The sequence below is a fragment of the Methylotenera sp. 1P/1 genome (genome assembly GCF_000384355.1).
Lineage (GTDB): Bacteria > Pseudomonadota > Gammaproteobacteria > Burkholderiales > Methylophilaceae > Methylophilus.
Genome location: NZ_ARWC01000001.1, coordinates 537,615 through 558,657, shown reverse-complemented (window position 1 = coordinate 558,657; position 21,043 = coordinate 537,615). Strand labels below are relative to the sequence as shown.

Annotated in this window: 18 protein-coding genes; 7 read left to right on the top strand and 11 right to left on the bottom strand. The window is 45.1% G+C overall.

Annotated elements, in window-relative coordinates; translation table 11 throughout:
* Positions 1-9 precede the first annotated feature (9 nt).
* The gene (gene rfbD, locus A3Q3_RS0102560; RefSeq protein WP_020182005.1) at positions 10-915 is read left to right on the top strand and encodes a dTDP-4-dehydrorhamnose reductase; all 906 of its coding nucleotides are present in this window, start codon (positions 10-12) and stop codon (positions 913-915) included.
* On the opposite strand, the gene queD is transcribed toward rfbD, so the two are convergent.
* From queD to A3Q3_RS0102525, 7 genes are read right to left on the bottom strand one after another with little or no spacing between them, the layout of a single operon-like run.
* Positions 912-1,352: a 6-carboxytetrahydropterin synthase QueD gene (gene queD / locus A3Q3_RS0102555; protein ID WP_020182004.1), complete on the bottom strand. Its 441-nt coding sequence runs from the start codon at positions 1,350-1,352 to the stop codon at positions 912-914. The genes rfbD and queD overlap by 4 nt on opposite strands.
* A 12-nt stretch (positions 1,353-1,364) precedes the next feature.
* Positions 1,365-3,116 (bottom strand): EAL domain-containing protein, encoded by a 1,752-nt coding sequence (locus A3Q3_RS14015; RefSeq protein ID WP_020182003.1) that lies wholly within the window; start codon positions 3,114-3,116, stop codon positions 1,365-1,367.
* Between the two features lie 10 nt (positions 3,117-3,126).
* On the bottom strand, positions 3,127-4,740 hold the full coding sequence (locus A3Q3_RS0102545; protein WP_033424928.1) for an HD-GYP domain-containing protein: 1,614 nt from the start codon (positions 4,738-4,740) through the stop codon (positions 3,127-3,129).
* A 7-nt stretch (positions 4,741-4,747) separates the two neighbouring features.
* On the bottom strand, positions 4,748-5,677 hold the full coding sequence (locus tag A3Q3_RS0102540; RefSeq protein WP_020182001.1) for a histone deacetylase family protein: 930 nt from the start codon (positions 5,675-5,677) through the stop codon (positions 4,748-4,750).
* The gene (rsgA, locus tag A3Q3_RS0102535) at positions 5,674-6,543 is read right to left on the bottom strand and encodes a ribosome small subunit-dependent GTPase A (RefSeq protein ID WP_020182000.1); all 870 of its coding nucleotides are present in this window, start codon (positions 6,541-6,543) and stop codon (positions 5,674-5,676) included. Before rsgA ends, A3Q3_RS0102540 begins: the two co-directional genes overlap by 4 nt.
* Positions 6,540-6,851, bottom strand: a complete 312-nt coding sequence (locus tag A3Q3_RS0102530; RefSeq protein ID WP_020181999.1) for a cytochrome c — start codon at positions 6,849-6,851, stop codon at positions 6,540-6,542. Before A3Q3_RS0102530 ends, rsgA begins: the two co-directional genes overlap by 4 nt.
* Before the next feature lie 4 nt (positions 6,852-6,855).
* Complete coding sequence (locus tag A3Q3_RS0102525) at positions 6,856-8,112, bottom strand: M48 family metallopeptidase (RefSeq protein ID WP_020181998.1); 1,257 nt, start codon at positions 8,110-8,112, stop codon at positions 6,856-6,858.
* A gap of 74 nt (positions 8,113-8,186) precedes the next feature.
* Here A3Q3_RS0102525 and orn point away from each other — a divergent pair, with 74 nt between their 5' ends.
* Positions 8,187-8,780, top strand: coding sequence for an oligoribonuclease (gene orn, locus A3Q3_RS0102520; protein ID WP_020181997.1), 594 nt, complete (start codon positions 8,187-8,189; stop codon positions 8,778-8,780).
* Between the two features lie 146 nt (positions 8,781-8,926).
* Here the strand turns inward: orn and glgA are convergent, their stop codons facing one another.
* Positions 8,927-10,372 (bottom strand): glycogen synthase GlgA, encoded by a 1,446-nt coding sequence (glgA, locus tag A3Q3_RS0102515; protein WP_020181996.1) that lies wholly within the window; start codon positions 10,370-10,372, stop codon positions 8,927-8,929.
* Positions 10,373-10,451: 79 nt separating this feature from the next.
* Here glgA and crcB point away from each other — a divergent pair, with 79 nt between their 5' ends.
* Positions 10,452-10,829 carry a fluoride efflux transporter CrcB gene (gene crcB / locus A3Q3_RS0102510; RefSeq protein WP_020181995.1) on the top strand — a complete coding sequence of 126 codons (378 nt, stop codon included), beginning with the start codon at positions 10,452-10,454 and terminating at the stop codon, positions 10,827-10,829.
* Positions 10,830-10,893: 64 nt separating this feature from the next.
* Here the strand turns inward: crcB and A3Q3_RS0102505 are convergent, their stop codons facing one another.
* Positions 10,894-13,530 (bottom strand): Rne/Rng family ribonuclease, encoded by a 2,637-nt coding sequence (locus A3Q3_RS0102505; protein WP_020181994.1) that lies wholly within the window; start codon positions 13,528-13,530, stop codon positions 10,894-10,896.
* Positions 13,531-14,032: 502 nt separating this feature from the next.
* Here A3Q3_RS0102505 and A3Q3_RS0102500 point away from each other — a divergent pair.
* The 4 genes from A3Q3_RS0102500 to A3Q3_RS0102485 are packed head-to-tail and all read left to right on the top strand — an operon-like array spanning position 14,033 to position 17,013.
* On the top strand, positions 14,033-15,040 hold the full coding sequence (locus tag A3Q3_RS0102500) for an RluA family pseudouridine synthase (RefSeq protein ID WP_020181993.1): 1,008 nt from the start codon (positions 14,033-14,035) through the stop codon (positions 15,038-15,040).
* 3 nt (positions 15,041-15,043) lie between these two features.
* Entirely contained in the window at positions 15,044-15,703 is a 660-nt protein-coding gene (locus A3Q3_RS0102495) for an HAD family hydrolase (protein ID WP_020181992.1), read from the top strand.
* Entirely contained in the window at positions 15,690-16,043 is a 354-nt protein-coding gene (locus A3Q3_RS0102490) for a Rieske 2Fe-2S domain-containing protein (protein WP_020181991.1), read from the top strand. Before A3Q3_RS0102495 ends, A3Q3_RS0102490 begins: the two co-directional genes overlap by 14 nt.
* Before the next feature lies 1 nt (position 16,044).
* Positions 16,045-17,013, top strand: coding sequence for a S49 family peptidase (locus tag A3Q3_RS0102485; protein ID WP_020181990.1), 969 nt, complete (start codon positions 16,045-16,047; stop codon positions 17,011-17,013).
* Between the two features lie 98 nt (positions 17,014-17,111).
* On the opposite strand, the gene pgi is transcribed toward A3Q3_RS0102485, so the two are convergent.
* Positions 17,112-18,764: a glucose-6-phosphate isomerase gene (gene pgi, locus A3Q3_RS0102480; RefSeq protein WP_020181989.1), complete on the bottom strand. Its 1,653-nt coding sequence runs from the start codon at positions 18,762-18,764 to the stop codon at positions 17,112-17,114.
* A 56-nt stretch (positions 18,765-18,820) separates the two neighbouring features.
* A complete protein-coding gene (gene glgB / locus A3Q3_RS0102475; protein ID WP_020181988.1) occupies positions 18,821-21,031 on the bottom strand; it encodes a 1,4-alpha-glucan branching protein GlgB in 2,211 nt (736 codons plus the stop codon).
* Positions 21,032-21,043: the final 12 nt, after the last annotated feature.

Here is a 21,043-nt window from a genome sequence, read left to right as displayed (position 1 = left end):
TGGTAGCCCATGAAAATTTTAGTGACAGGTGTAAAAGGTCAAGTCGGCCATGCTTTGCAGCACACGCTAGGCGGTCATCACGAAATCGTTGCACTGGATCGCGAGCAACTGGACCTTGCTGATACAGATGCCGTTCGTCGTGTCGTGCAGCTAGTGAGGCCAGCACTTATTATTAATCCCGCAGCTTATACTGCAGTAGATAGAGCTGAAAAAGAACCTGAGTTAGCGCATGCGATTAATGCCGTTGCCCCTGGTATTTTGGCGGAAGAAGCCGCAAATATTGGTGCCGGATTAATCCACTTTTCTACAGACTATGTGTTTGATGGTAATAAAGAAGCGCCTTATGTAGAAACCGATGCAGTGAATCCGCTCAGCGTATATGGCCGTAGCAAGCTAATGGGCGAAGTTGCGATACAAGCTGTTGGTTTACCACATTTGATTTTACGCACAAGCTGGGTATACGGTGCGCACGGTAAAAACTTCCTGAAAACCGTTTTAAGATTAAGCGCAGAGCGCGAACAATTAAAGATTGTTGACGATCAATGGGGCGCACCTACAAGTAGCCATGCTATTGCCACGGCAGTCAATCAGTTGCTGGACGCTTGGCAGATAGATAATCAATCCCAATCAGGCGTCTATCACTTTACCAATGCTGGCAGTACTACATGGTTTGGTTTTACGCGCGCCATTTTGGCGGCATATGAGGTGCGGGCGGATGCATTTGCCTTGCCCCCATTGCGAGTAAAAGCAGATACGGTGGGCGCTATCACTACTGCAGAATACCCAACGCCAGCAGTACGCCCACGTAACTCAAGATTAGATCAGACTAAGCTGAACAAAACCTTTGGTGTTGCATTGCCTTCTTGGGAGCAGGCATTGGATGAAGTGATGGGACAAGTGCAGCGTTTTGACTAGCGGACAGCGTCTGTCCAGCTATTAGGGGTCTCGTATAAGCGCACGCGCTCAAGTGTGAGGTGGTTGCCGTATACATCTTTGTACTGTGCTTTTAATAACCTGAATGCTTCAGACGCCATATTTTCCGCAGTAGGAATAGTGGGGAAGATTACGGTTTTATGGCTAGGCAGACTGTTCAGAAAATCTAAAACAACTTGGTCGCCCTGATAGACAATAAACGCATGATCCCAAACATCTACTACGGTTTCACGTGCAATTTTCTTCACATCAGAAAAGTCCATGACCATGCCGTTTTCTGAAGCATGGTCTTGCTGAATAATATCGCCGGATAACGTGATTTCGATGGCGTAGCGGTGGCCGTGCAAGTTGCGGCATTGGCTTTTATGGTCTGGGATACGGTGGCCCGCATCAAATTCAAGGCGTGTAGTGATTTGCATGGCTGAATTATATCAGCTCGCAGAATTTATTTTTGCCCACTGTACAAAATCATCAAAGGGCATCGGTTTTGAAAAATAGTAGCCCTGTGCTTTGGTGATGCCAATTTGGTTGATTAATTGCAGCGCGGCCTCGTTTTCCACACCTTCCACCAACACTTCTTTATCTAAGCTCTCTGCCAGAGAAGCCATGGATTGCACCATTCTGAAGTCTTTGTCGGATAAATGAATATCACGCACAAAAGACTGGTCGATTTTAATCAATGAGATGGGCATATTGCGTAGCCTCGCCATAGATGAATAGCCAGTACCGAAATCATCCAGTGCTAACCTAAACCCATGGTCCGTCATTTGCTGAATAGTATGCAGTGTGGTTTCATTTTCTTCCAAAATGCCATTTTCTGTGATTTCCAAAATCAAATCTTGCGGTTTGATTTTCCAAAATTGACTGCTTTGCAGAATCAGCAAGGGCAAGTCTTTATCGTATAGATCTTCTGCGCGCAAGTTGAGTGTTAGGTAGACCGAGAGCTTGTTTTGGTTAATCAGTTGGTGCGCTAGTCGGCATACCGAGTGAATAAGCCAGCGCGTGAACATCTTGCCCAGCCCAACTTTATTGATGATCTCCACCATGACATTGGGGTAAATACCCTTACTCTTTGCACTCGGCCAGCGCAATAAGACTTCGGCACCTACACAATGTCCATCCGGCAACCCAACAATAGGCTGCAAGTAAAGCTCTAGATCTTCATTGTTGAACGCATCGGTAATATCTAGTTCCAGTTTCTTTTGATGATCGGCTTCATCGGAGATTGCTTGCGTATAAATCACAGCATCCAGTTGACTAGTAAGTGCATGGTTAAGCGCAATGCGGGCATGCTCAACCATATGTACATAGTCATTCGGTTGTGTTTGTATGGCAGCCCCAATCACAGGGGTGACAATGAATGCTTGGTGGTCAAAAGGAATGACTTGCTCAAAACAACGTTGAATTTTAGCAATCAATAAATTCATTTGTGGCGGCTGTATAGACTTTTCAAGCAACACGTTAAACAACAACGCGCCAGACTGAAACAAGCTGTGGGCACTTGGGAAACACGTGGTCAGTAGTTCTACAATTTTGATGCTGAGCGCGGGGGGCAATGTCGGAGAAATTGTATTGGTTCCGCGTTCGATTAAAAAACGGATTGAGATCAGGCTTAACTCGACCGGAGCTGATGACGGTTCTGCGCTTTCCGCAATGGCTTGAATCAGCAGGTGCGTATTCGGCAAATTGGTAATGGCATCATGATCCAACAGAAAATGAATCTGATGCTGCTCATAGGTATGTAAACTTTCGCTCAATATTTCAAATAGGTAAAGGTGAAGGCGTGCCGTGCTGGTACTGCCGGTGCCTGATGCATGCCCGAGAGCGAGGCAGCGCAACAAGCTGGTGATGCTGGTCAGTTTGGTATTGGCTTGAATGGCTTGTACCCAATGCGCGATACACGTGTTGATGCGTGCGCAGAATGCATCCCATGACATAGTGCTTGGCCAAGTCGCAATGTCTACAAACAACTGCTCCAGCGCATCGTTTTTATCTTCGTTATCCAGCGCTAGATATAACGCTTCTATAGCATCTACATCGGCTTGATACGTACCCTGTAGCTGATGCATTTCCAGTTGATATTGTGTTGCTTTGATCGCCAGATGTTCTGCGGTGTATTCAATGTCGAGCGTACGTAAATAAGGCGTTTGTTCGCCATCTTCCAATCTATCGAGTAGGCGCATAAACTAGATATTAGATATAAAAGTCTTCGGCATGTAGCCCTAAGCTATCTGCCGTCACCGCACGTACTATTTTGTACACTTCGCCATCTGGCGTTTTAGGAGAGTTTAATAGATCAAGGGTAACTGGAAATTCATTGCGCGTTCTATCTGGCGCGAGCACTACCATCACTCTGGGGAGTAAGCGCCGCACCTGATTCTGCTGAATCACTACGCCAATTTCTCCGCTATTCAGTTCGACCAGAGAGCTGACGGGGTAGATGCCAAAAAACTGAATGAGTTGTTCGACCAGTTCACTTGAAAATAATTTATCTCGCATCTGATGAATTTCATCCAATGCTTTCAGGTTGTGGATGCTCTTGGCGTAGCTGCGATCAGTGGTGAGCGCGCAATAGGTATCAATTAAGCCAGCAATTTGCGCGCGTATTTGAATTTGCTCGCCATCTAGGTTGTTTGGGTAGCCGCTGCCATCATAGCGCTCATGGTGTTGTGCAATCACTTCAATTACAGAATCTGGGATATCCGATGTTTTTGCCAGAATACGCAGTCCTTCTTCAATATGTAATTTAGCAATTTCAAATTCCGTGGGACTGAGTTTTGCATTTTTTAACAAAATGCGTTGCGGAATTTTTACCTTGCCCAAGTCTTGCAGCAGGCCTGCCAAACCCATTTCTTTAATCTCTAGTTTTGGTAATGCTAAAAAGCTAGAAAAAGCCATCATGTTGATCGATACATTGAGCGCCTGCGCATAAGCTACATTGTCCGCATCTTTGAGTTTGGCAAGCCACATCAGCGCATCCGGTGTGCGGCTGATGCTATCCACCATATGATCTAACACCTCGGAAACTGTGCTGATATCTAGGTGTTGTTTATTGGCAATGGCTTCGAAGATTTCTTTGGTGGCAATTTGTGTCTTTTCATAGGTGGGGTAAATCACCGCCATTTCCTGCTCTACACGTGGCACTTCATTTTGATAAATATGAATGCGATACATTTCAGATTCGGTAATCCCAAATGGATCATCGTCTGTTTCACCATTAGTCTTGGGTGTTTTGAGCTTTTCTTTTTTATTGCCAAATAGATTTCTCAAGAAGCCAAGTGCGCTTCCATTGCTATCGGTATCTGGCTGTGTACTTTCAGCACTGTGCGTGCCATTGAGCGGTGCTGATGCTGACGCTGATGGTTTAACCTCTCTGACATTAAAGATGATGCCATCATTGGTTTGCGTGATTTCACCTTTTTTGATGGCACTCATAATCTCAAAAAAGTTGGATTGCTGAAGCGTCTTCTTTTGGTTGTTTGTGGTTTTAACCATTACCTTGGGCGCCGTATTCACGCGGGTGTTAAGCTGTTTGGTGCTAGCGGCTTGTTTGATAATCACTGGGACGGATTCACGCTTGATCGCAATATCCACTTTGACCTTACTGCCAAATTGGTCGCCGATAGATTTGGTGCGATCTACATACACAAACTCACACAGCTGTTTTAGTGTTTGCAGTTGCTCATCTTCTTCAAGCACAAAGCCTTGCAGCAAGAAGGGGGTTCCTAACCACGGTCTATCAAGGTCAGCGATAAACATGCCTAACCTGAGTTGGTTTGAAAGAACCTTTTCTTTGGTGATGTCCATGGCTATTTTAAGTTGATTCGCTCAATGTTTTAATATGCGCCAATACACTCTCGCTTAAGTACTGCAAATGATAGCCACCTTCCAAGCATGAAACAATTCTACCTTTACAATATTTTTCAGATAATGCCACGATATAGCGCGTAATCCAACTAAAGTCTTCAATTTCGAGTGCTAAGTTGGCAAGTGGGTCTTGGCGGTGTGCATCAAACCCAGCGGAAACAAACAATATTTCCGGCTTAAACGCTTCAATCGCGGGGGTAAACTCTCGAGTGACTGCCTCTCTAAATGCTTCGCCACTGGCGTTTGCAGGTAAGGGCACATTAATCATACGGTTTGTTCTTGAGTTTGCGCCTTTGTGCGGATAAAACGGGTGCTGAAATGTTGAACACAACATCACTGCCTGGTTTTGCTTGAAAATATCCTCTGTGCCGTCGCCATGGTGCACATCAAAATCAATAATCGCAATACGTTGAAGACGGTAATGTTTGAGTGCGTGCATCACGCCCACCGCGACATGGTTAAAAATGCAAAAGCCGGCGCTATTGCGCTTGCCCGCATGGTGACCGGGTGGGCGGGTGCAGCAAAAAGCATGATGGGCCTTTTGCTGCATGACCAAATCAGTTGCCAAGATAGCAGCACCACTGGCACGCAAGGTGGCTTCTAAGCTGGCTGGGCCCATGGCGGTGTCCGCATCCAGTTTCACAATGCCAGCGCTAGGGGCTACACTATAGATGTAATCTACATAGGCTTGATCGTGCGCTAGGGTTAAGTGCTGCCTAGTTGCTAGTGGCGCTTGGTAAAAGTCGAGTTGGTGACGAATGGGTGAAGCGTTGATTGCAGCTTGAATGGCAGAAATGCGCGCCGGTGATTCAGGATGTTGCCCATCCATGACATGTAGCAAGGTATCTGGGTGAGAGATCACTGCGGTACGGTTCATGATATTGGGCGATGAAGTTCCTCGGTCAATAATTGGTATTGTGCCAGCCGGTTGGCGCTAATGGTCAAATTCACTTGGCTTAGGATAGCACAGTCAGGTTCATGTATATGTCTGCAGTTGTTAAATCGGCAGTGGCCCAAATACGGTCTAAACTCAACAAATGCTTGTTCCAACGCCTGCTGCGAAATATGATTCAGCCCAAATTCCTGTAAGCCGGGCGAGTCGATTAAACTGCTGTGCTGATCCAAATAATACAGGCGCGTGGCGGTGGTGGTATGTTTACCGCTATCCAAGGCTACACTCATTTCTTGTGTGCGTGCCGTTTCATTTGGCAATAGCGCATTGATGATGGTGGATTTCCCCATGCCGGATTGCCCGACCATCACGCTTTGCTCGCCCGCTAGGAATGGGAGTAGTGGCGCAATATCTTGGTTTGCGGAAAGCGGGAGTGTGGTATAGCCAAGCGCTGTATATAGATTAAGTTTTTCTAGCGCTTCATCGTTTTTTAAGTCGCACTTATTTAACACAATCAATATTTTAATGCCGGCTTCCTCTGCTGCAACCAAGCATCGATTCAACAACGCTTCATAAAAACTGGGTTGAGTAGCCAGCACAATGATGATTTGTGTGACATTGGCCGCTAAGAGTTTACTTTTATAGGCGTTACTACGATAGAGCAAGGTTTTGCGGGCTAACGTGCGTTCAATGACACCTTCACGGTGGTCGGTAAGGGCTATTTCTACTTGATCGCCGGAGGCAATGTCTGTTTTTTTACCACGGGTGACGCAACTGATGCGGCGTTTGTCTTCAAGCTCTACTTCATACCGCTTACCAAAAGCGGCGACTACTAGCCCATTAAGTATCATTTAAAATGGTAATACTGTTGGTTTAGATACGCTGCAACGTTTATTTCGTCTTCCTCAAACCATTTTAAATCTAACATGGTATTGCAATTGCGTACCTGCACAACAAGACCAGTAGGCGTTTTGATTTTTCTCAACTCGCGCGTATAGATTTCCGAACCATCGCCGCCGTAACTGGAAGCATGGCATTGAATGCAGTGCGCTTCTAATAGTTTTTTACCAGCAGGTATATCTGCATTGTTGAACAAGGCATCACCATAGCAAACACTAGAGGCTAGCAATGCGCTTAAAAAAATGCATTTTTGCATCATACGATTAACGATTCCCAGTATAAGTGGCGAGTTTTGCAATACGAATGCTTGCCGGTGGGTGCGAGTCATAAAACGCAGAATGTAGAGGGTCGGGCGTCAATGTAGATGCATTCTCACGATACAGTTTAACCAGTGCGTCTACCAAGAATTTTGCATCTGCGTGTTTTGCTGCATAGTCATCGGCCTCAAATTCATTTTTACGTGAGTAGCTGGCCATGATTGGGCGCAATAAAAATAAGAAAGTAGGGGAGACCAATAAAAACAATATCAAGGCCATATAGTCACTGGGTTGGTGTACCCCTAAGCCAGCGTAAAACCATGATTGGTTGATAAGCCAGCCTAATAAAGCGAGGCCAATCAAGCTGATAGAGAACATCATGACCACACGTTTAATGACATGATGATGTTTGAAGTGGCCAAGCTCATGTGCCAATACCGCTTCAATTTCATCAGCATTCAACTTGTCTAATAAGGTATCAAAAAATACCACGCGCTTGCTGCTGCCAAAGCCCGTGAAATAGGCATTGCCATGACCGGAACGTGTGGAGCCATCCATCACAAATAAGCCTTGTGACTTAAAACCACACTTAGTCAGCAGATTTTCGATGCGACTTTTAAGTGTGATATCAGCAAGTGGTGTAAATTTATTGAACAAAGGCGCAATAAATGTTGGATAAACCGCCAACATCACAATGTTAAACACACTCCATATAGCCCATAAGTAGAACCACCAGTAATCGCCCGCGCCTTGCATTAGCCAGAGTGCGGCAAATAAAATGGGTGCACCTAATGCTAATCCTACCAAGCCATGTTTGAACATGTCGCTAAAAAACATAACAGGCGTCATTTTGTTAAATCCAAACTGCGCATCTACTGTAAACGTACGGTAATAGTCAAAGGGCAGCTCAATCAGGGTGCTGGCAAATAGCGCACTGCAAATCACTAACGCACCGCGTATGATGTCTTGATTGGGTAGCCATTGTGTCCATACTTGGTCTATCCACTGTAATCCACCGCCAATCGTCAGCAATAGCAAAAGAATCGCGTGTGCCGCGGTTTCTGCAATAGTGACTTTTGTTTTAGCACTGGAATAGTCTGCGGCTTTTTGGTGTGCTTCTAGTGAAATGGTTTGTGTAAATGCAGCTGGTACCTGTTGGCGGTGCGATTGTATGTATTGAATATGGCGATTGCCTAACCAAAGTCTTACCAAGGTAGTAATGGCTAATAAGCTCACAAAAATAAATGTTAATGTTGTTGCCATAAGGTCTATAAATTCACTAATTAAGTTAAACTAACATGATTGTGAAGCATCTCAAGGCAAATGGTTCACAGTCTATGTCTTTAACCCGTATTTTAATGGAAATCATGATGGTCGCTAGCAATAACAATGTCAATAACGAAAATTTAATTTGGTTGGATATGGAGATGAGCGGGTTGCTACCTGATTCTGACCGTGTTTTAGAGTTGGCAGCCGTGGTGACCGATGCAAATCTCAACGTGTTGGGTGAGTCCCCAGTGTTCGTGATTCATCAAAGCGATGCTGTATTAGACGGCATGGATGCATGGAACAAAGGTGCGCATGGTCGCAGTGGTTTGATTGATAAGGTTAAAGCATCTACGACCAGTGAGCAAATGGCGACTGAGCAGATGATTGCTTTTTTAAAAGAGCATGTGCCAGCAGGTAAATCTCCTATGTGCGGTAACTCTATCTGCCAAGATAGGCGTTTTATGGCACGCTATATGCCAGAGCTAGAAAGTTATTTTCATTATAGAAACTTAGATGTGAGCGTGTTTAAAGAGCTGGCCAGGCGCTGGAAGCCGGAAATTTATGCAGGCTTTAAAAAAGCCAGCAGACATGAAGCGTTGGCCGACATCTATGAGTCTATTGATGAGCTGAAATATTACCGCGAACACTTTATCGTCAAGTAAGCCTTGCAGCTAATTCAGAATAGTTAGCTGAAGAAGTTACGGACAAAAAAAAGGACATTATCTACATAATGTCCCGAGGGAGGAGAAGTTAGCTTTGGAGAAGCTTAGTTATACATAAGCATCAACTATGCCAACTAGCCAAACGCTTATTCCAAGAGTTTTTGATACAGCGCAATGTAAGCATTGGCGCTGTTCTTCCAACCAATTTCTTTTTTCATCCCATTTTTCTGTATTTTTTTCCAAATCTTTCGGTCATTCCATCTTGACAAAGCCTGTTTAATTGTGACCAAAAGTGACATTCTGTTGACATTTTCTATCACAAATCCTGTGGCTGTATTGTTTTGAATGCTGACTTCATCGCTATGGCAGATAGAGTCTGCTAGGCCACCTGTGTTAGAGACAATAGGAGGCGTTCCGTAGCGCAATCCATATAGCTGATTGAGCCCGCATGGTTCAAAGCGCGAGGGCATAATGAAGATGTCAGCACCCGCCATAATCAAATGGGATAAAGGCTCGTTATAGCCGATGGTGACGGACACTTGGTTCGGGTTGTTTTCTGCAAATGCTAAAAACTGCGCTTCAAAAGACTTTTCGCCGCCACCCAAAATTGCAAATTGACAGCCTAAGTCAATCAACTCTTGCATAGACTCTATGAGAATATCCAAGCCCTTTTGATGCGTGAGCCTACTCACTACGCCAAGTAAAGGCATTTTATCTGTGACATGCAAATGTAAGGCTTCTTGCAAGGTTGTTTTAATGCGCGCCTTGCCTGCTAGGTTTTTTTCAGAGTAGTGATCTGGCAAGTAGGGGTCGGCAGCAGGGTTCCACTCATCGGTATCAATGCCGTTGAGAATACCTGTGATGTCGGCACTTCTCCCTTGTAATAATCCTTGCAGCCCAAATCCAAAGGCCTCTGTTTGAATTTCTAATGCATAGGTCGGACTTACCGTGGAGAGTTGATCTGCGTAAAAAATCCCGGCTTTTAGAAAAGAGACTTGCTGGTAAAACTCAAAGCCATTCAGTTGGTAGTCTTGTGGCGACAGCTCAAGCGATTGTATCCAATGCGGTGCAAAGTTGCCTTGAAACGCGATGTTATGAATGCTGAGCAAAGACTTGGCTTGCGTAAGGCCGCGTTGTTTCATGTAGTAAGGTGCTAGCCCTGTTTGCCAATCATTGCAATGCACAATATCCGGCACCCAACTCCAAAAGGGTTGATGCAGGCTGAGTAAGCTAGCCACTTTGGAGAGCACGCCAAAGCGCATTGGGTTGTCTGCCCAGTCATGGCCATGTGGGTGCGTGTAAGGGCCGCCATCACGTTCAAATAACCCAGAGTGCTTAATGATGATGACTTCAACTTGCGTATTGGGAATCACGCCAAGAATCAAATCACAGCTCAAATGTGTGAATACTTGCAGTGTGCCTAAGTAGGTTTGATTTTCAACTTTATCCAGCACCGCACTGTAGCCGGGAATCAGACATTTGACATCTACATCTGCCACGTTAAGCGCGGCGGGTAGAGCACCGCTGACATCTGCAAGTCCACCTGTTTTAATAAGCGGGAAAATTTCAGAACTAACGAATAAAACGCGCAAAATATTCTTTCTTGGAATTGGTAGCCAACTGCTATTATATTTCTAAAAATACTTCATTGAATCAATCATAGGGTGAAAAATGATAGGCGGGTTTATTGCTGTAGGTATCGGAGCGGCGTTAGGTGCTTGGTTACGCTGGGGGCTGGCAGTGTTACTGAATGCTAGTGTGGTGCCGCTGGGAACACTTGTTGCCAATCTGTTAGGGGGCTATTTAATGGGTTTGGCACTGGCTGGCGTGGTGCAACAACCGGAATGGAGCCCTGAGATTAAGCTGTTGATTACTACGGGTTTCTTGGGAGGGCTAACCACATTCTCCACGTTTTCGGCCGAGGCTTTTCAATTGCTGCATCGTGAGCAGTATGGTTGGGCAGCATTGCATGTGTTGCTACATGTGTTTGGGTCACTATGCATGACCGCTTTAGGTTATCTCACCGTGCAATATTTACGTAATCACTAAATAAAACACAAAAATAAAAAAGGACTCTATTAAGAGTCCTTTTTTACTGTGCGATACCGAAACGTTATTTCTGCGTTTCGACCATCACCAATGGTGCATCTTCTGTAGCCGCTGTATCGTTTTTCTTCCAATTAGCTGCCTTACGTGGTGCCTTTGGTTTAGCTGTCGCTACTGCTGGTGTGTTCACTTTCAACTCACCTTTGGTCTCCACCAGTTGTAGCCCAGCATCTGCTAGATTTGCTGGCAAGGCGCTAGGCGTTTGCGCTGCTTTAGCTTTTGCTGGCTTACGTGCTGGTTTTTTCTTCTCCGCTTTAACTGGCGTTTCAGCTTGCACTGGCTCAGTGGCTGCTGCAACTGTTTCAACAGTCGTCACAGTATCCGTAGCTTCTACATTGGCTTTAGGCGCGCGCTGTTTTTTGTTAGCTGGTTTTTTAGCTACAGGTGTGTTCGCTGCTTCTGAAGTTGGCGCGGCCGTGACGATTTCTACCGAAGCAGCTTTCGTCTCAACAGGCGTCTGTGCGACTTGGCTTGATGTTTCTACCACTGGAGTTGCAACAGTTTCTGCAGTGGCTGGCGTTTGCACGTTTTCTTTGTTTGCTTCATCACGTGGGCGACGATCACGGCGACCACGGCGATTACGACGACCCGAACGCTCTTGGCGTGGTGCACCTTGCTCATTCGGAGTCTCAGTTGCATTAACTATTTGATCATTAGTTTTTTCAACTGCAGTGTCGGCCTCTACACGTTTCTCTGCAGGCGGTTTTTGTTGCTTGTCTTGACGTGGTTGTTCTTGACGTGGTTGCGCTGCTTGCTCATTACGGTTACGTTCATTACGCTCATTTGGATTGCGTTCGGCACCATTTTTATCTGTGGCATTGCGATCACGGTTGCGATTTTTATTACGATCGCGATTGCGGTTACGATCGCGATCACGTTGTTGCTCACGGTTTTGCGTGCGTTGTTCTGCTGGCTTCTCTGCTTCTGATTTTGCTTCATCAGCATTTAAGCCGAATAGTGCTTTGATGCGGCCGAAAATAGAAGCTTTGGCTACTACTGGTGCAGTCTTCTCTGGTTTAGCCTCTACAATTGGCGCAGAAGTGGCTGGCGTAATGCCTTTTACCAATGCTTCTGTTACGTTGGGCTTGCTGTCTTGGTTCAAGCTACTTACGTAGTCTGTCTCAGAAGGCAGTTCTACCATTTTGTAGCTAGCGCGTGAGGTTTCCTCGTTCACATCATCATGTTTAATGCGAATGATGTTGTAGTTAGGGGTTTCCATATGGATATTCGGAATCAAAATCACCTCAACACCCATGCGTTGTTCGATTTTGTGGATATCAGCACGTTTTTCATTCAGCAAGAAGGTTGCAGCTTCAACGGGTAACTGTACCTGAATGATTGCGCTGTTATCTTTCATCGCTTCTTCTTGCGTGATACGCAAGATATGTAATGCAGTAGATTCAATGCCACGGATATGACCAGTACCGTTACAACGTGGACATGTCGCATGGTTGGTTTCACCCAAGCTAGGACGCAAACGTTGACGTGATAACTCTAACAAACCAAAGCGAGAGATTTTGCCGGTTTGGACGCGCGCACGGTCATAATGCAGTGCGTCACGTAAGGCATTTTCAACTTCACGTTGGTTACGTGGATTTTCCATATCAATAAAGTCAATGACCACTAAACCACCCAAATCGCGTAAACGCATTTGACGCGCGACTTCTTCGGCAGCTTCTAAGTTGGTGTTGAACGCAGTCTGCTCAATATCAGAGCCTTTGATAGAGCGACCGGAGTTCACGTCAATCGATACCAAGGCTTCGGTGTGGTCAATCACAATCGCGCCACCGGATGGCAAGCGCACTTCACGTGAGAAAGCAGTTTCAATCTGGTGTTCGATTTGGAAACGAGAGAATAGGGGGATTTCATCCTGATACAGTTTTACACGTGCCACATTGCCTGGCATCACATGATTCATAAACTGTACGGCTTGCTCATGCACATCGGCAGTATCAATCAAAATTTCGCCAATATCCGCACTGAAATAATCACGGATAGCACGAATGACCAAACTACCTTCTTGGTAGATTAGAAATGCGCCAGGTTGAATATGTGAAGCTTCCTCAATGGCTGTCCACAGTTGGGTCAGGTAGTTGAGATCCCATTGTAATTCTTCGGCATTACGGCCAATACCAGCCGTACGTGCAATGATGCTCATACCGTTAGGAATTTCTAATTGTGCCATGGTGTCACGTAGCTCGTTACGCTCTTCACCTTCAACACGGCGCGATACACCACCTCCGCGAGGATTGTTTGGCATCAATACCAAATAACGGCCAGCCAGTGAAATATAGGTGGTGAGTGCAGCACCTTTGTTGCCACGCTCATCTTTGTCTACCTGAACAATCAGTTCTTGACCTTCTTTGATTACATCCTGAATGCGTGGACGACCACTTTCCGGTTTATCTTGGAAATAACTACGTGAGATTTCTTTGAAAGGCAAGAAGCCGTGACGGTCTGTACCATAATCGACAAACGCTGCTTCTAGGGAAGGCTCTATGCGTGTAATGACGCCTTTGTAGATATTGCTTTTGCGTTGTTCTTTTCCCGCATGTTCAATATCTAAATCGATGAGTTTTTGCCCATCTACAATCGCAACGCGTAATTCTTCTGATTGCGTTGCATTAAATAACATTCTTTTCATTGTGTGCTCCTGGGCTAAGCGAGCAGACAAACCAGCAGGTAGCTAGAGCGCTGATTGCGCATTTAAGATAGCCGAACGCTATCGATTAAATGCAAGTTAACGTGATGTGGTCTACGCATGGGTATTTGCCCTGCGTTTATATGTGATACTAGGCTGGATGATGACCAGCGATATAACTGCAATTCATAATAATTATGGGTGCAATTATTTAGTGTCATGCACGACATCACAAAAAATTAATACCCGAATCAGGCATTAATTCGTTAAAATTCAATTTTCAGCAAACTTTAGTCACGCTTTGATTTTTAATTGTCTGCGTTGGCTATAGCGCAAATTTTACATATCGCTACTTATTGGCGAGCGGTATTAACCAAGTATTTGTTGTCACAACTGTTTTTAAAACATGATGTTTCATAAAACATATTCTTAAACGCGCTTTTATAAAGCATGCATTCCTTAAGAACCTTACCAGTATAGGCTAGAAGTACTATTAAAGCAAAGTATGAACACATTGATTGAAACAATTACCGCACCCTCTAGTGAGATATCTGCTACTGCATCGGCCAATTTGGTCATTGATGAATCTTCGGCTGGACAACGCGTTGATAATTTTTTGCAAAAAGCCTTAAAAGGGGTGCCAAAAAGCCATATTTATCGCATTTTGCGCAGTGGTGAAGTCCGCGTGAATAAAAAAAGAATTGATGCGGATTTTCGTCTGAGTTTAGAAGATGTGGTGCGCGTGCCGCCTATCCGCGTAGCCAATGTGCCACAAGCTGTGGTGTCAGGACCCGTCACCAGTAAATTTGATGATGCGATTGTGTACGAAGATGACGCGATGCTGGTCATCAATAAACCGGCCGGATTTGCTGTGCATGGTGGCAGTGGCGTCAGCCGAGGCGTAATTGAGCAATTGCGTCTAGAGCGCCCACAAGCCAAGTTTCTAGAGTTGGTGCATCGATTAGATCGCGACACCTCCGGTGTACTCATGTTAGCCAAAAAACGCAGTGCATTGGTCGCTTTGCACGAAGCCATCCGTAACAACCATATGGATAAACGCTATGTAATGATGGTGCATGGTGTTTGGACCGAGAAAAAGAAACATGTCACCTTGGATTTACAAAAATATGTGACCAGTGATGGTGAGCGCCGCGTCAATGTGGTGACAGATCCGAAAAAAGATAAGTTTGATGCTGCACAAGTGTCCGAAACGATTTTTTATCTGACGAAAAATTTAGGTGAATACTCGTTGTTAGAAGCGAAACTCATCACAGGCAGAACGCATCAGCTAAGAGTGCAGCTTGCGCATTTGGGTTTCCCGATTCTAGGCGATGACAAATATGGCGATTTTGCGCTGAATAAGCAGTTGGTCAAACTAGGCTTAAAACGCATGTTCTTGCACTCGGCAGAAACCAACATCCGCCATCCTATTTCGGGCGAGAAACTCAAACTAAAAGCTGAGTTACCTGCGGAACTTAAAAAGTTTATCCAAAAAAATGAAAGCAACGAGTAATAGATGCAAAAGCAATATGATCTAATCGTGTGGGATTGGGATGGTACGCTAGCAGACTCTACAGGCATGATTACCAACGCGTTGGTAAAAGCTGCGCAGCAGGTAGGCTTGCCTGCATTGGATCCTGCAAAAGCGACCAGTATTATTGGGTTGGGCTTACGTGAATCGATTTATGCTTTATTTGGTGATTTGCCTGAAGCGCAAGCACGTGATTTAGCCGCGCAATATAATACTAATTACTACGCAGGCGAAAGCGAAATCCCCTTGTTTCCGGGTGCATCCGACACCATTATTGAGTTAAACAAACGCGGCTACAAACTGGCTGTGGCTACAGGAAAAGGGCGCAGAGGCCTCAATTTGGCACTACAGCACTCTGGATTGACGCAATATTTTCATGCAACCAAAACAGTGGATGAGTGCTTTTCTAAGCCACATCCACAAATGTTGGATGCGCTAATGGACGAGCTCGTCGTCATGCCTGAGCGTACCTTGATGATTGGTGATACGCATTATGATTTGCAGATGGCTAAAAATGCGGGTGTGCATACGGCCGCTGTTACCTATGGCGCACAGTCGGCTGTGCAGTTAAGCCCATACAGTCCTGAGTATGTTTTTAATAGTTTTCACGATTTAAGCACTTGGTTACTGGATGAAAGTCACTAATATTCGATTTAAAAGCAGTGATTTGATTGAAAAATCAGATGGTTTGCGCTTTAATGTGCCTCAACGCGGTGAGTTGGCGACAGGGTTTGTTGTTAGATTTAATGGCAAGCCGTATGCGTATTTAAATCAATGTGCGCATGTGCCCATTGAGTTAGATTGGCAACAGGGTAAATTCTTCAATTTAACGCAAGATTTTATTATCTGTGCTACGCATGGTGCGCATTATGAACCCAACTCTGGCAGATGCGTGCTTGGGCCATGCAAGGGGAAGTCTTTGCAGCCCATTGAAGTGTATGAAACCAATGATGAAATTATTATAAATTTAGAAAGCATTCCATAAGATGACAACCGATAGTAATCAACCACAAGCTAACCAAGACCCGCAATGGGCGCAGACTACGCTAGAGAAAGTTGCGTTGGCTGGCTTGGCTGAGCAAAAAACAGCCCGCCGTTGGTCTATCTTTTTTAAATTACTCACTTTTATTTACCTATTTTTCTTGTTACTCATGATAATTGGTTGGCTAGGGGATGGAAAAGCACCATCCAGTGCACATACTGCATTGATTGAGATATCAGGCGTGATTGAGCCAGGCGGAGAAGTGAATGCAGATGCGGTGATGGGTAGCCTTAATGATGCTTATGAAAACAAAGGCACGAAAGGTATTATTCTGCGCATCAACAGTCCTGGTGGTAGCCCAGTACAAGCCGGCATTATTAATGAGGAAATTAAGCGCCAAAAAGCATTGCATCCAGCTATTCCGGTATATGCGGTGGTGGAAGATATTTGTGCATCCGGTGGGTATTATATTGCCGTGGCGACAGATAAAATTTATGTAGACAAGGCCAGTATCGTTGGTTCTATCGGCGTATTGATGGATGGTTATGGATTTACAGAAATCATGAAAAAGGTAGGCGTGGAGCGTCGTTTGCTCACCGCGGGTGAAAACAAGGCAATGCTGGATCCATTCTCACCGGTCAATCCAAAACATCAAGCGTTTGCGCAAGCTATGTTGAATGAGATTCATGAGCAATTTAAAACCGTGGTGCGAGAAGGGCGTGGAAATCGCTTAAAAGAAAGCCCGGAAACATTCAGTGGCTTATTTTGGAGCGGTGAGCAAAGCATTAAAATGGGGTTGGCTGATGCATTAGGCAGTGCCGATTACGTCGCGCGCGAAGTGATTAAGCAAGAGGAAATTGTTGACTTCACCTATCAAGAGACTGTGGTGGATCGATTTGCTAAACGCCTAGGCGCAAGCATGGCGCAATCGTTAGGATTGAATGCACTGCAAAAAGGTGTGCAGTTACGTTAACCTGTATGTAACAGGTACAAATAAAAAGGCTGGGGAAACCCAGCTTTTTTATTGTACTCAATTTGACTTGGTATGACTTTGTGGTATGACTTGGAAATTTAAGTGCGTTGTTTTGCGTAGTTAATCAAACCATTAGTAGAACCGTCAAAACGATCAATCACATCATCATTGGTGAGTAGTGGCAAGATTTGTTGTGCAATCTGCTTGCCGTATTCTACGCCCCACTGATCGTAGCTGTTAATGTCCCAGATAATGCCTTGTACAAAGATTTTGTGTTCGTATAGCGCAATCAATTTACCTAGCGTATGCGGCGTCAGTTTATCGAACATAATCGAAGTGGTAGGGCGGTTGCCCGGAAACACTTTATGCGGTAACAGCTGTTCCAGTGCTTCACCAGATAAGCCTTGTTGTTCAAGTTCTGCACGCGCTTCTTCTCTGGTTTTACCCAACATCAAGGCTTGCGTTTGCGCCAAAAAGTTAGCCAATAAGATTTTGTGATGCTGATCGCCATTGGTGCCTACTTGGTAGTGGCTGTGAATCGGCATTAAGAAATCCGCAGTGACGATTTGTGTGCCTTGGTGAATCAATTGATAAAACGCGTGCTGGCCATTGGTGCCGGCTTCGCCCCAAATTACTGGGCCTGTTTTATATTGCACATCGGTACCATCACGGCAAACAAACTTGCCATTGCTTTCCATGTCTGCTTGTTGCAAATAGGCTGCAAATCTAGCCAAGCCTTGGTCATAGGGCAAAATGGCATGTGTATCCACATGGAAGAAATTGTTATACCAGACGCCAATCATGGCCATAATGACTGGCATATTTTGTTCTAAAGGTGCTGTTTTAAAGTGATTGTCCATGGCATGACCACCAGCGAGCAGCTCTTCAAAGTGATCCATACCTACGTATAGCGCAATGGATAAGCCGATTGCTGACCATAATGAATAACGACCACCCACCCAATCCCAAAACGCGAACATGTTGGCAGTATCAATGCCAAAAGCTTCTACTGCTTTAGCATTGGTGGACAAGGCCACAAAGTGCTTGGCGACATGTGCGTTATCTTTAGCCGCATTTAAAAACCATGTACGTGCAGATGTAGCATTGGTCATGGTTTCTTGCGTAGTAAATGTTTTAGATGCCACAATAAACAAGCTGGTTTCCGGATTGCATTTTTCCAGCGCGCGCATTAAGTGCGCGCCATCAATGTTAGAAACAAAATGCACATTCAGGTTTGGGCTAGCATAAGGTTTGAGTGCATCACAGACCATCACAGGGCCTAAATCAGAGCCGCCGATACCGATATTGACAATATCAGTGATGGCTTTGCCGGTATAGCCAGTCCAACTGCCTTTGCGTACTTTTTCTGTGAATGTGCGCATTTGTGCCAGTACTGCATTCACATCCGGCATCACGTCTTTACCATCTACATACACAGGTGCATTGCTTCTGTTTCTTAAAGCAGTGTGCAATACGGCACGGTTTTCGGTGATATTGATTTTCTCGCCGGAAAACATGCGATCACGCCAACCTTCAATATTCGCTTCGCGCGCCATTTGGAACAGCAAGTTGAGTGTTTCTGTCGTAATGCGGTGTTTTGAATAATCCAGTAGCAAATCACCACACTGCATGCTGAAAGTTTCGTAACGCTTAGGGTCTGCGTTAAATAGGTCACGCATGTGTTGCGTAGAAGTGAGTTTTTGATGTTGGCACAGAGCCTGCCAGCTAGGGTGTTGTGTAAGTGTCGCCATTTATATTTTTATATTCATTAAGTAAATTGTAAATCAATGTCTATCGTTGGTTAAAATCACGTTAACGTTAAGATGATGCCTGCCAAAGGTGGTAGTGTGAGCACAATCGAGTGCTGTTGGTTCATCCATGGAACGTATTCGGATTGAATGCCTGCGTTGTTACCTAAATTGCTCCCGCCATAACAGGCTGCATCGCTATTAAATAGTTCGTGGTAACTGCCAGCAGTTGGCACACCAATGCGATAAGCATTGCGTGGTACAGGCGTAAAATTTAGCACTATTATAGCAAAACTATGGTCGGTTCCGCGCCTGATGTAACTGATAATTGATTGGTCGGCATCGTGACAGTCAATCCAGTTAAAGCCCTGCACGTCAAAATCTAAGCTGTACAGCGCATTTTGGTTGCGGTAGAGATGGTTTAAATCTTTACACAGCTGCTGAATGCCTTGGTGGTAGGCTTTACCTTCATAGTCTTCTTGTAGTAAATGCCAGTCTAGACTGGTATTTACGTTCCATTCGCGGCCTTGCCCAAATTCATTGCCCATAAAGTTGAGTTTTTTACCTGGGGAGGTTGATTGCAAGGTCATCAATAAGCGTAAGTTTGCAAATTTCTGCCAAGCATCTCCCGGCATTTTGTCTAATAATGAATGTTTGCCGTGTACCACTTCATCATGCGAAAACGGCAGCACGAAGTTTTCACTGTAGGCATAGAGTTGACCAAAGGTGAGTTTGTCGTGATGAAACTTACGGTGAACAGGGTCTTCTTCCATATAGGCCAGAGTGTCATTCATCCAGCCCATGTTCCATTTCATGCTAAAACCTAGCCCACCTGCATAGACCGGGCGAGAAACGGCTGGCCAAGCAGTGGACTCTTCTGCAATGGTGAGTACGCCAGGGAAGTCTTCGCCCACCATCACATTAAGTTGTTTTAAAAACTCAATCACATCTAAATTCTCACGACCACCATATTTATTTGGCAACCATTCGCCAGCTTTGCGCGAGTAGTCTAGATACAACATAGAAGCGACAGCATCTACCCGCAAGCCATCAATATGAAACTCTTCAAGCCAATAATAGGCATTGGACATCAAAAAGTTACGGACCTCGTTGCGTCCATAATTAAAAATGTAGGTACCCCAATCTTGGTGCTCACCCAGCCTTGGGTCCTCGTGCTCGTAAAGAGCGGTGCCGTCAAAACGCGCAAGCGCCCAATCATCTTTAGGGAAGTGCCCAGGCACCCAATCTAAAATCACACCAATGTTAGCTTGGTGAAACGTATCAATTAAATAACGTAAATCGTCCGGTGAGCCAAAGCGGTTGGTCACGCCAAAATAACCGGTGGTTTGGTAGCCCCAAGATTCGTTGAGTGGGTGCTCGGTGATAGGCAATAATTCAACATGGGTGTATCCCATGTTCACGACATGCGGTACCAACGTTTTGGCCAACTCGCGATAACTTAGAAAATGCCCTTGAGCGTTACGTTGCCAACTACCTAAATGTACTTCGTAACAGTTGAACGGCGTATGTAGCCAATCGTTCTTCTCACGCTGTTGCAGCCATGATTGGTCCGCCCATTGGTATTGGCTTTGACTGACTTTAGCGGCAGTGCCCGGCTTTTGCTCAAACTCCACGCCGTAAGGGTCTGTTTTAACTAAAATGTGTCCGGTATGACGATTGCGGATTTCAAATTTGTATAAATCGTGGGTGGTGAGGTGTGGAATAAAGATTTCCCATACGCCGCTGCTACCGTGCGTGCGCATACTATGTATGCGTCCATCCCATTGGTTAAAGTTGCCTACCACGCTCACACGTTCGGCATTGGGTGCCCAAACGGCAAAGCGTACGCCCATCACGCCTTGCTGACTGCGTGTTTGCGCGCCTAACGTTTTATAAGCTTGTTTTAACTTGCCTTCGCCAAATAGGTATAACTCGTCTTGCGTGATAGAGGCTTGAAACGTGTAGGGGTCATAAGCTTCAAAACTACGTTTGCCAATATCTACTTTGAGCAAACAGGGCGTACTTAATTCAGTAGGGCTAGTAAATTCAAACAATCCTTTGCGGTCGCTATGAGTCAGCACTAACCATTGACCATCGATATTGACGTGTACTTGATCTGCGTGAGGGTTGAATACCCTTAAGATAAATTGACTGTCGATGCGGTGCACACCTAAAAAGCTAAAAGGGTCGTGGTGCTTGGCATCTAACACCCTTTGCAGATGCAATGTATCGCTACTGATGATAGAACTGGATTGTATTTTTTTTACCAAAATTTTCTCTTA

Coding starts and splice junctions, on each gene's coding strand:
- A3Q3_RS0102485 (WP_020181990.1), top strand. CDS start 16,045: ATGACAACCGATAGTAATCAACCACAAGCTAACCAAGACCCGCAATGG.
- A3Q3_RS0102505 (WP_020181994.1), bottom strand. CDS start 13,530: ATGAAAAGAATGTTATTTAATGCAACGCAATCAGAAGAATTACGCGTT.
- A3Q3_RS14015 (WP_020182003.1), bottom strand. CDS start 3,116: ATGCGCCTACTCGATAGATTGGAAGATGGCGAACAAACGCCTTATTTA.
- A3Q3_RS0102545 (WP_033424928.1), bottom strand. CDS start 4,740: ATGGACATCACCAAAGAAAAGGTTCTTTCAAACCAACTCAGGTTAGGC.
- pgi (WP_020181989.1), bottom strand. CDS start 18,764: ATGGCGACACTTACACAACACCCTAGCTGGCAGGCTCTGTGCCAACAT.
- orn (WP_020181997.1), top strand. CDS start 8,187: ATGTCTTTAACCCGTATTTTAATGGAAATCATGATGGTCGCTAGCAAT.
- crcB (WP_020181995.1), top strand. CDS start 10,452: ATGATAGGCGGGTTTATTGCTGTAGGTATCGGAGCGGCGTTAGGTGCT.
- queD (WP_020182004.1), bottom strand. CDS start 1,352: ATGCAAATCACTACACGCCTTGAATTTGATGCGGGCCACCGTATCCCA.
- rsgA (WP_020182000.1), bottom strand. CDS start 6,543: ATGATACTTAATGGGCTAGTAGTCGCCGCTTTTGGTAAGCGGTATGAA.
- A3Q3_RS0102540 (WP_020182001.1), bottom strand. CDS start 5,677: ATGAACCGTACCGCAGTGATCTCTCACCCAGATACCTTGCTACATGTC.
- A3Q3_RS0102500 (WP_020181993.1), top strand. CDS start 14,033: ATGAACACATTGATTGAAACAATTACCGCACCCTCTAGTGAGATATCT.
- A3Q3_RS0102495 (WP_020181992.1), top strand. CDS start 15,044: ATGCAAAAGCAATATGATCTAATCGTGTGGGATTGGGATGGTACGCTA.
- rfbD (WP_020182005.1), top strand. CDS start 10: ATGAAAATTTTAGTGACAGGTGTAAAAGGTCAAGTCGGCCATGCTTTG.
- A3Q3_RS0102490 (WP_020181991.1), top strand. CDS start 15,690: ATGAAAGTCACTAATATTCGATTTAAAAGCAGTGATTTGATTGAAAAA.
- A3Q3_RS0102530 (WP_020181999.1), bottom strand. CDS start 6,851: ATGATGCAAAAATGCATTTTTTTAAGCGCATTGCTAGCCTCTAGTGTT.
- A3Q3_RS0102525 (WP_020181998.1), bottom strand. CDS start 8,112: ATGGCAACAACATTAACATTTATTTTTGTGAGCTTATTAGCCATTACT.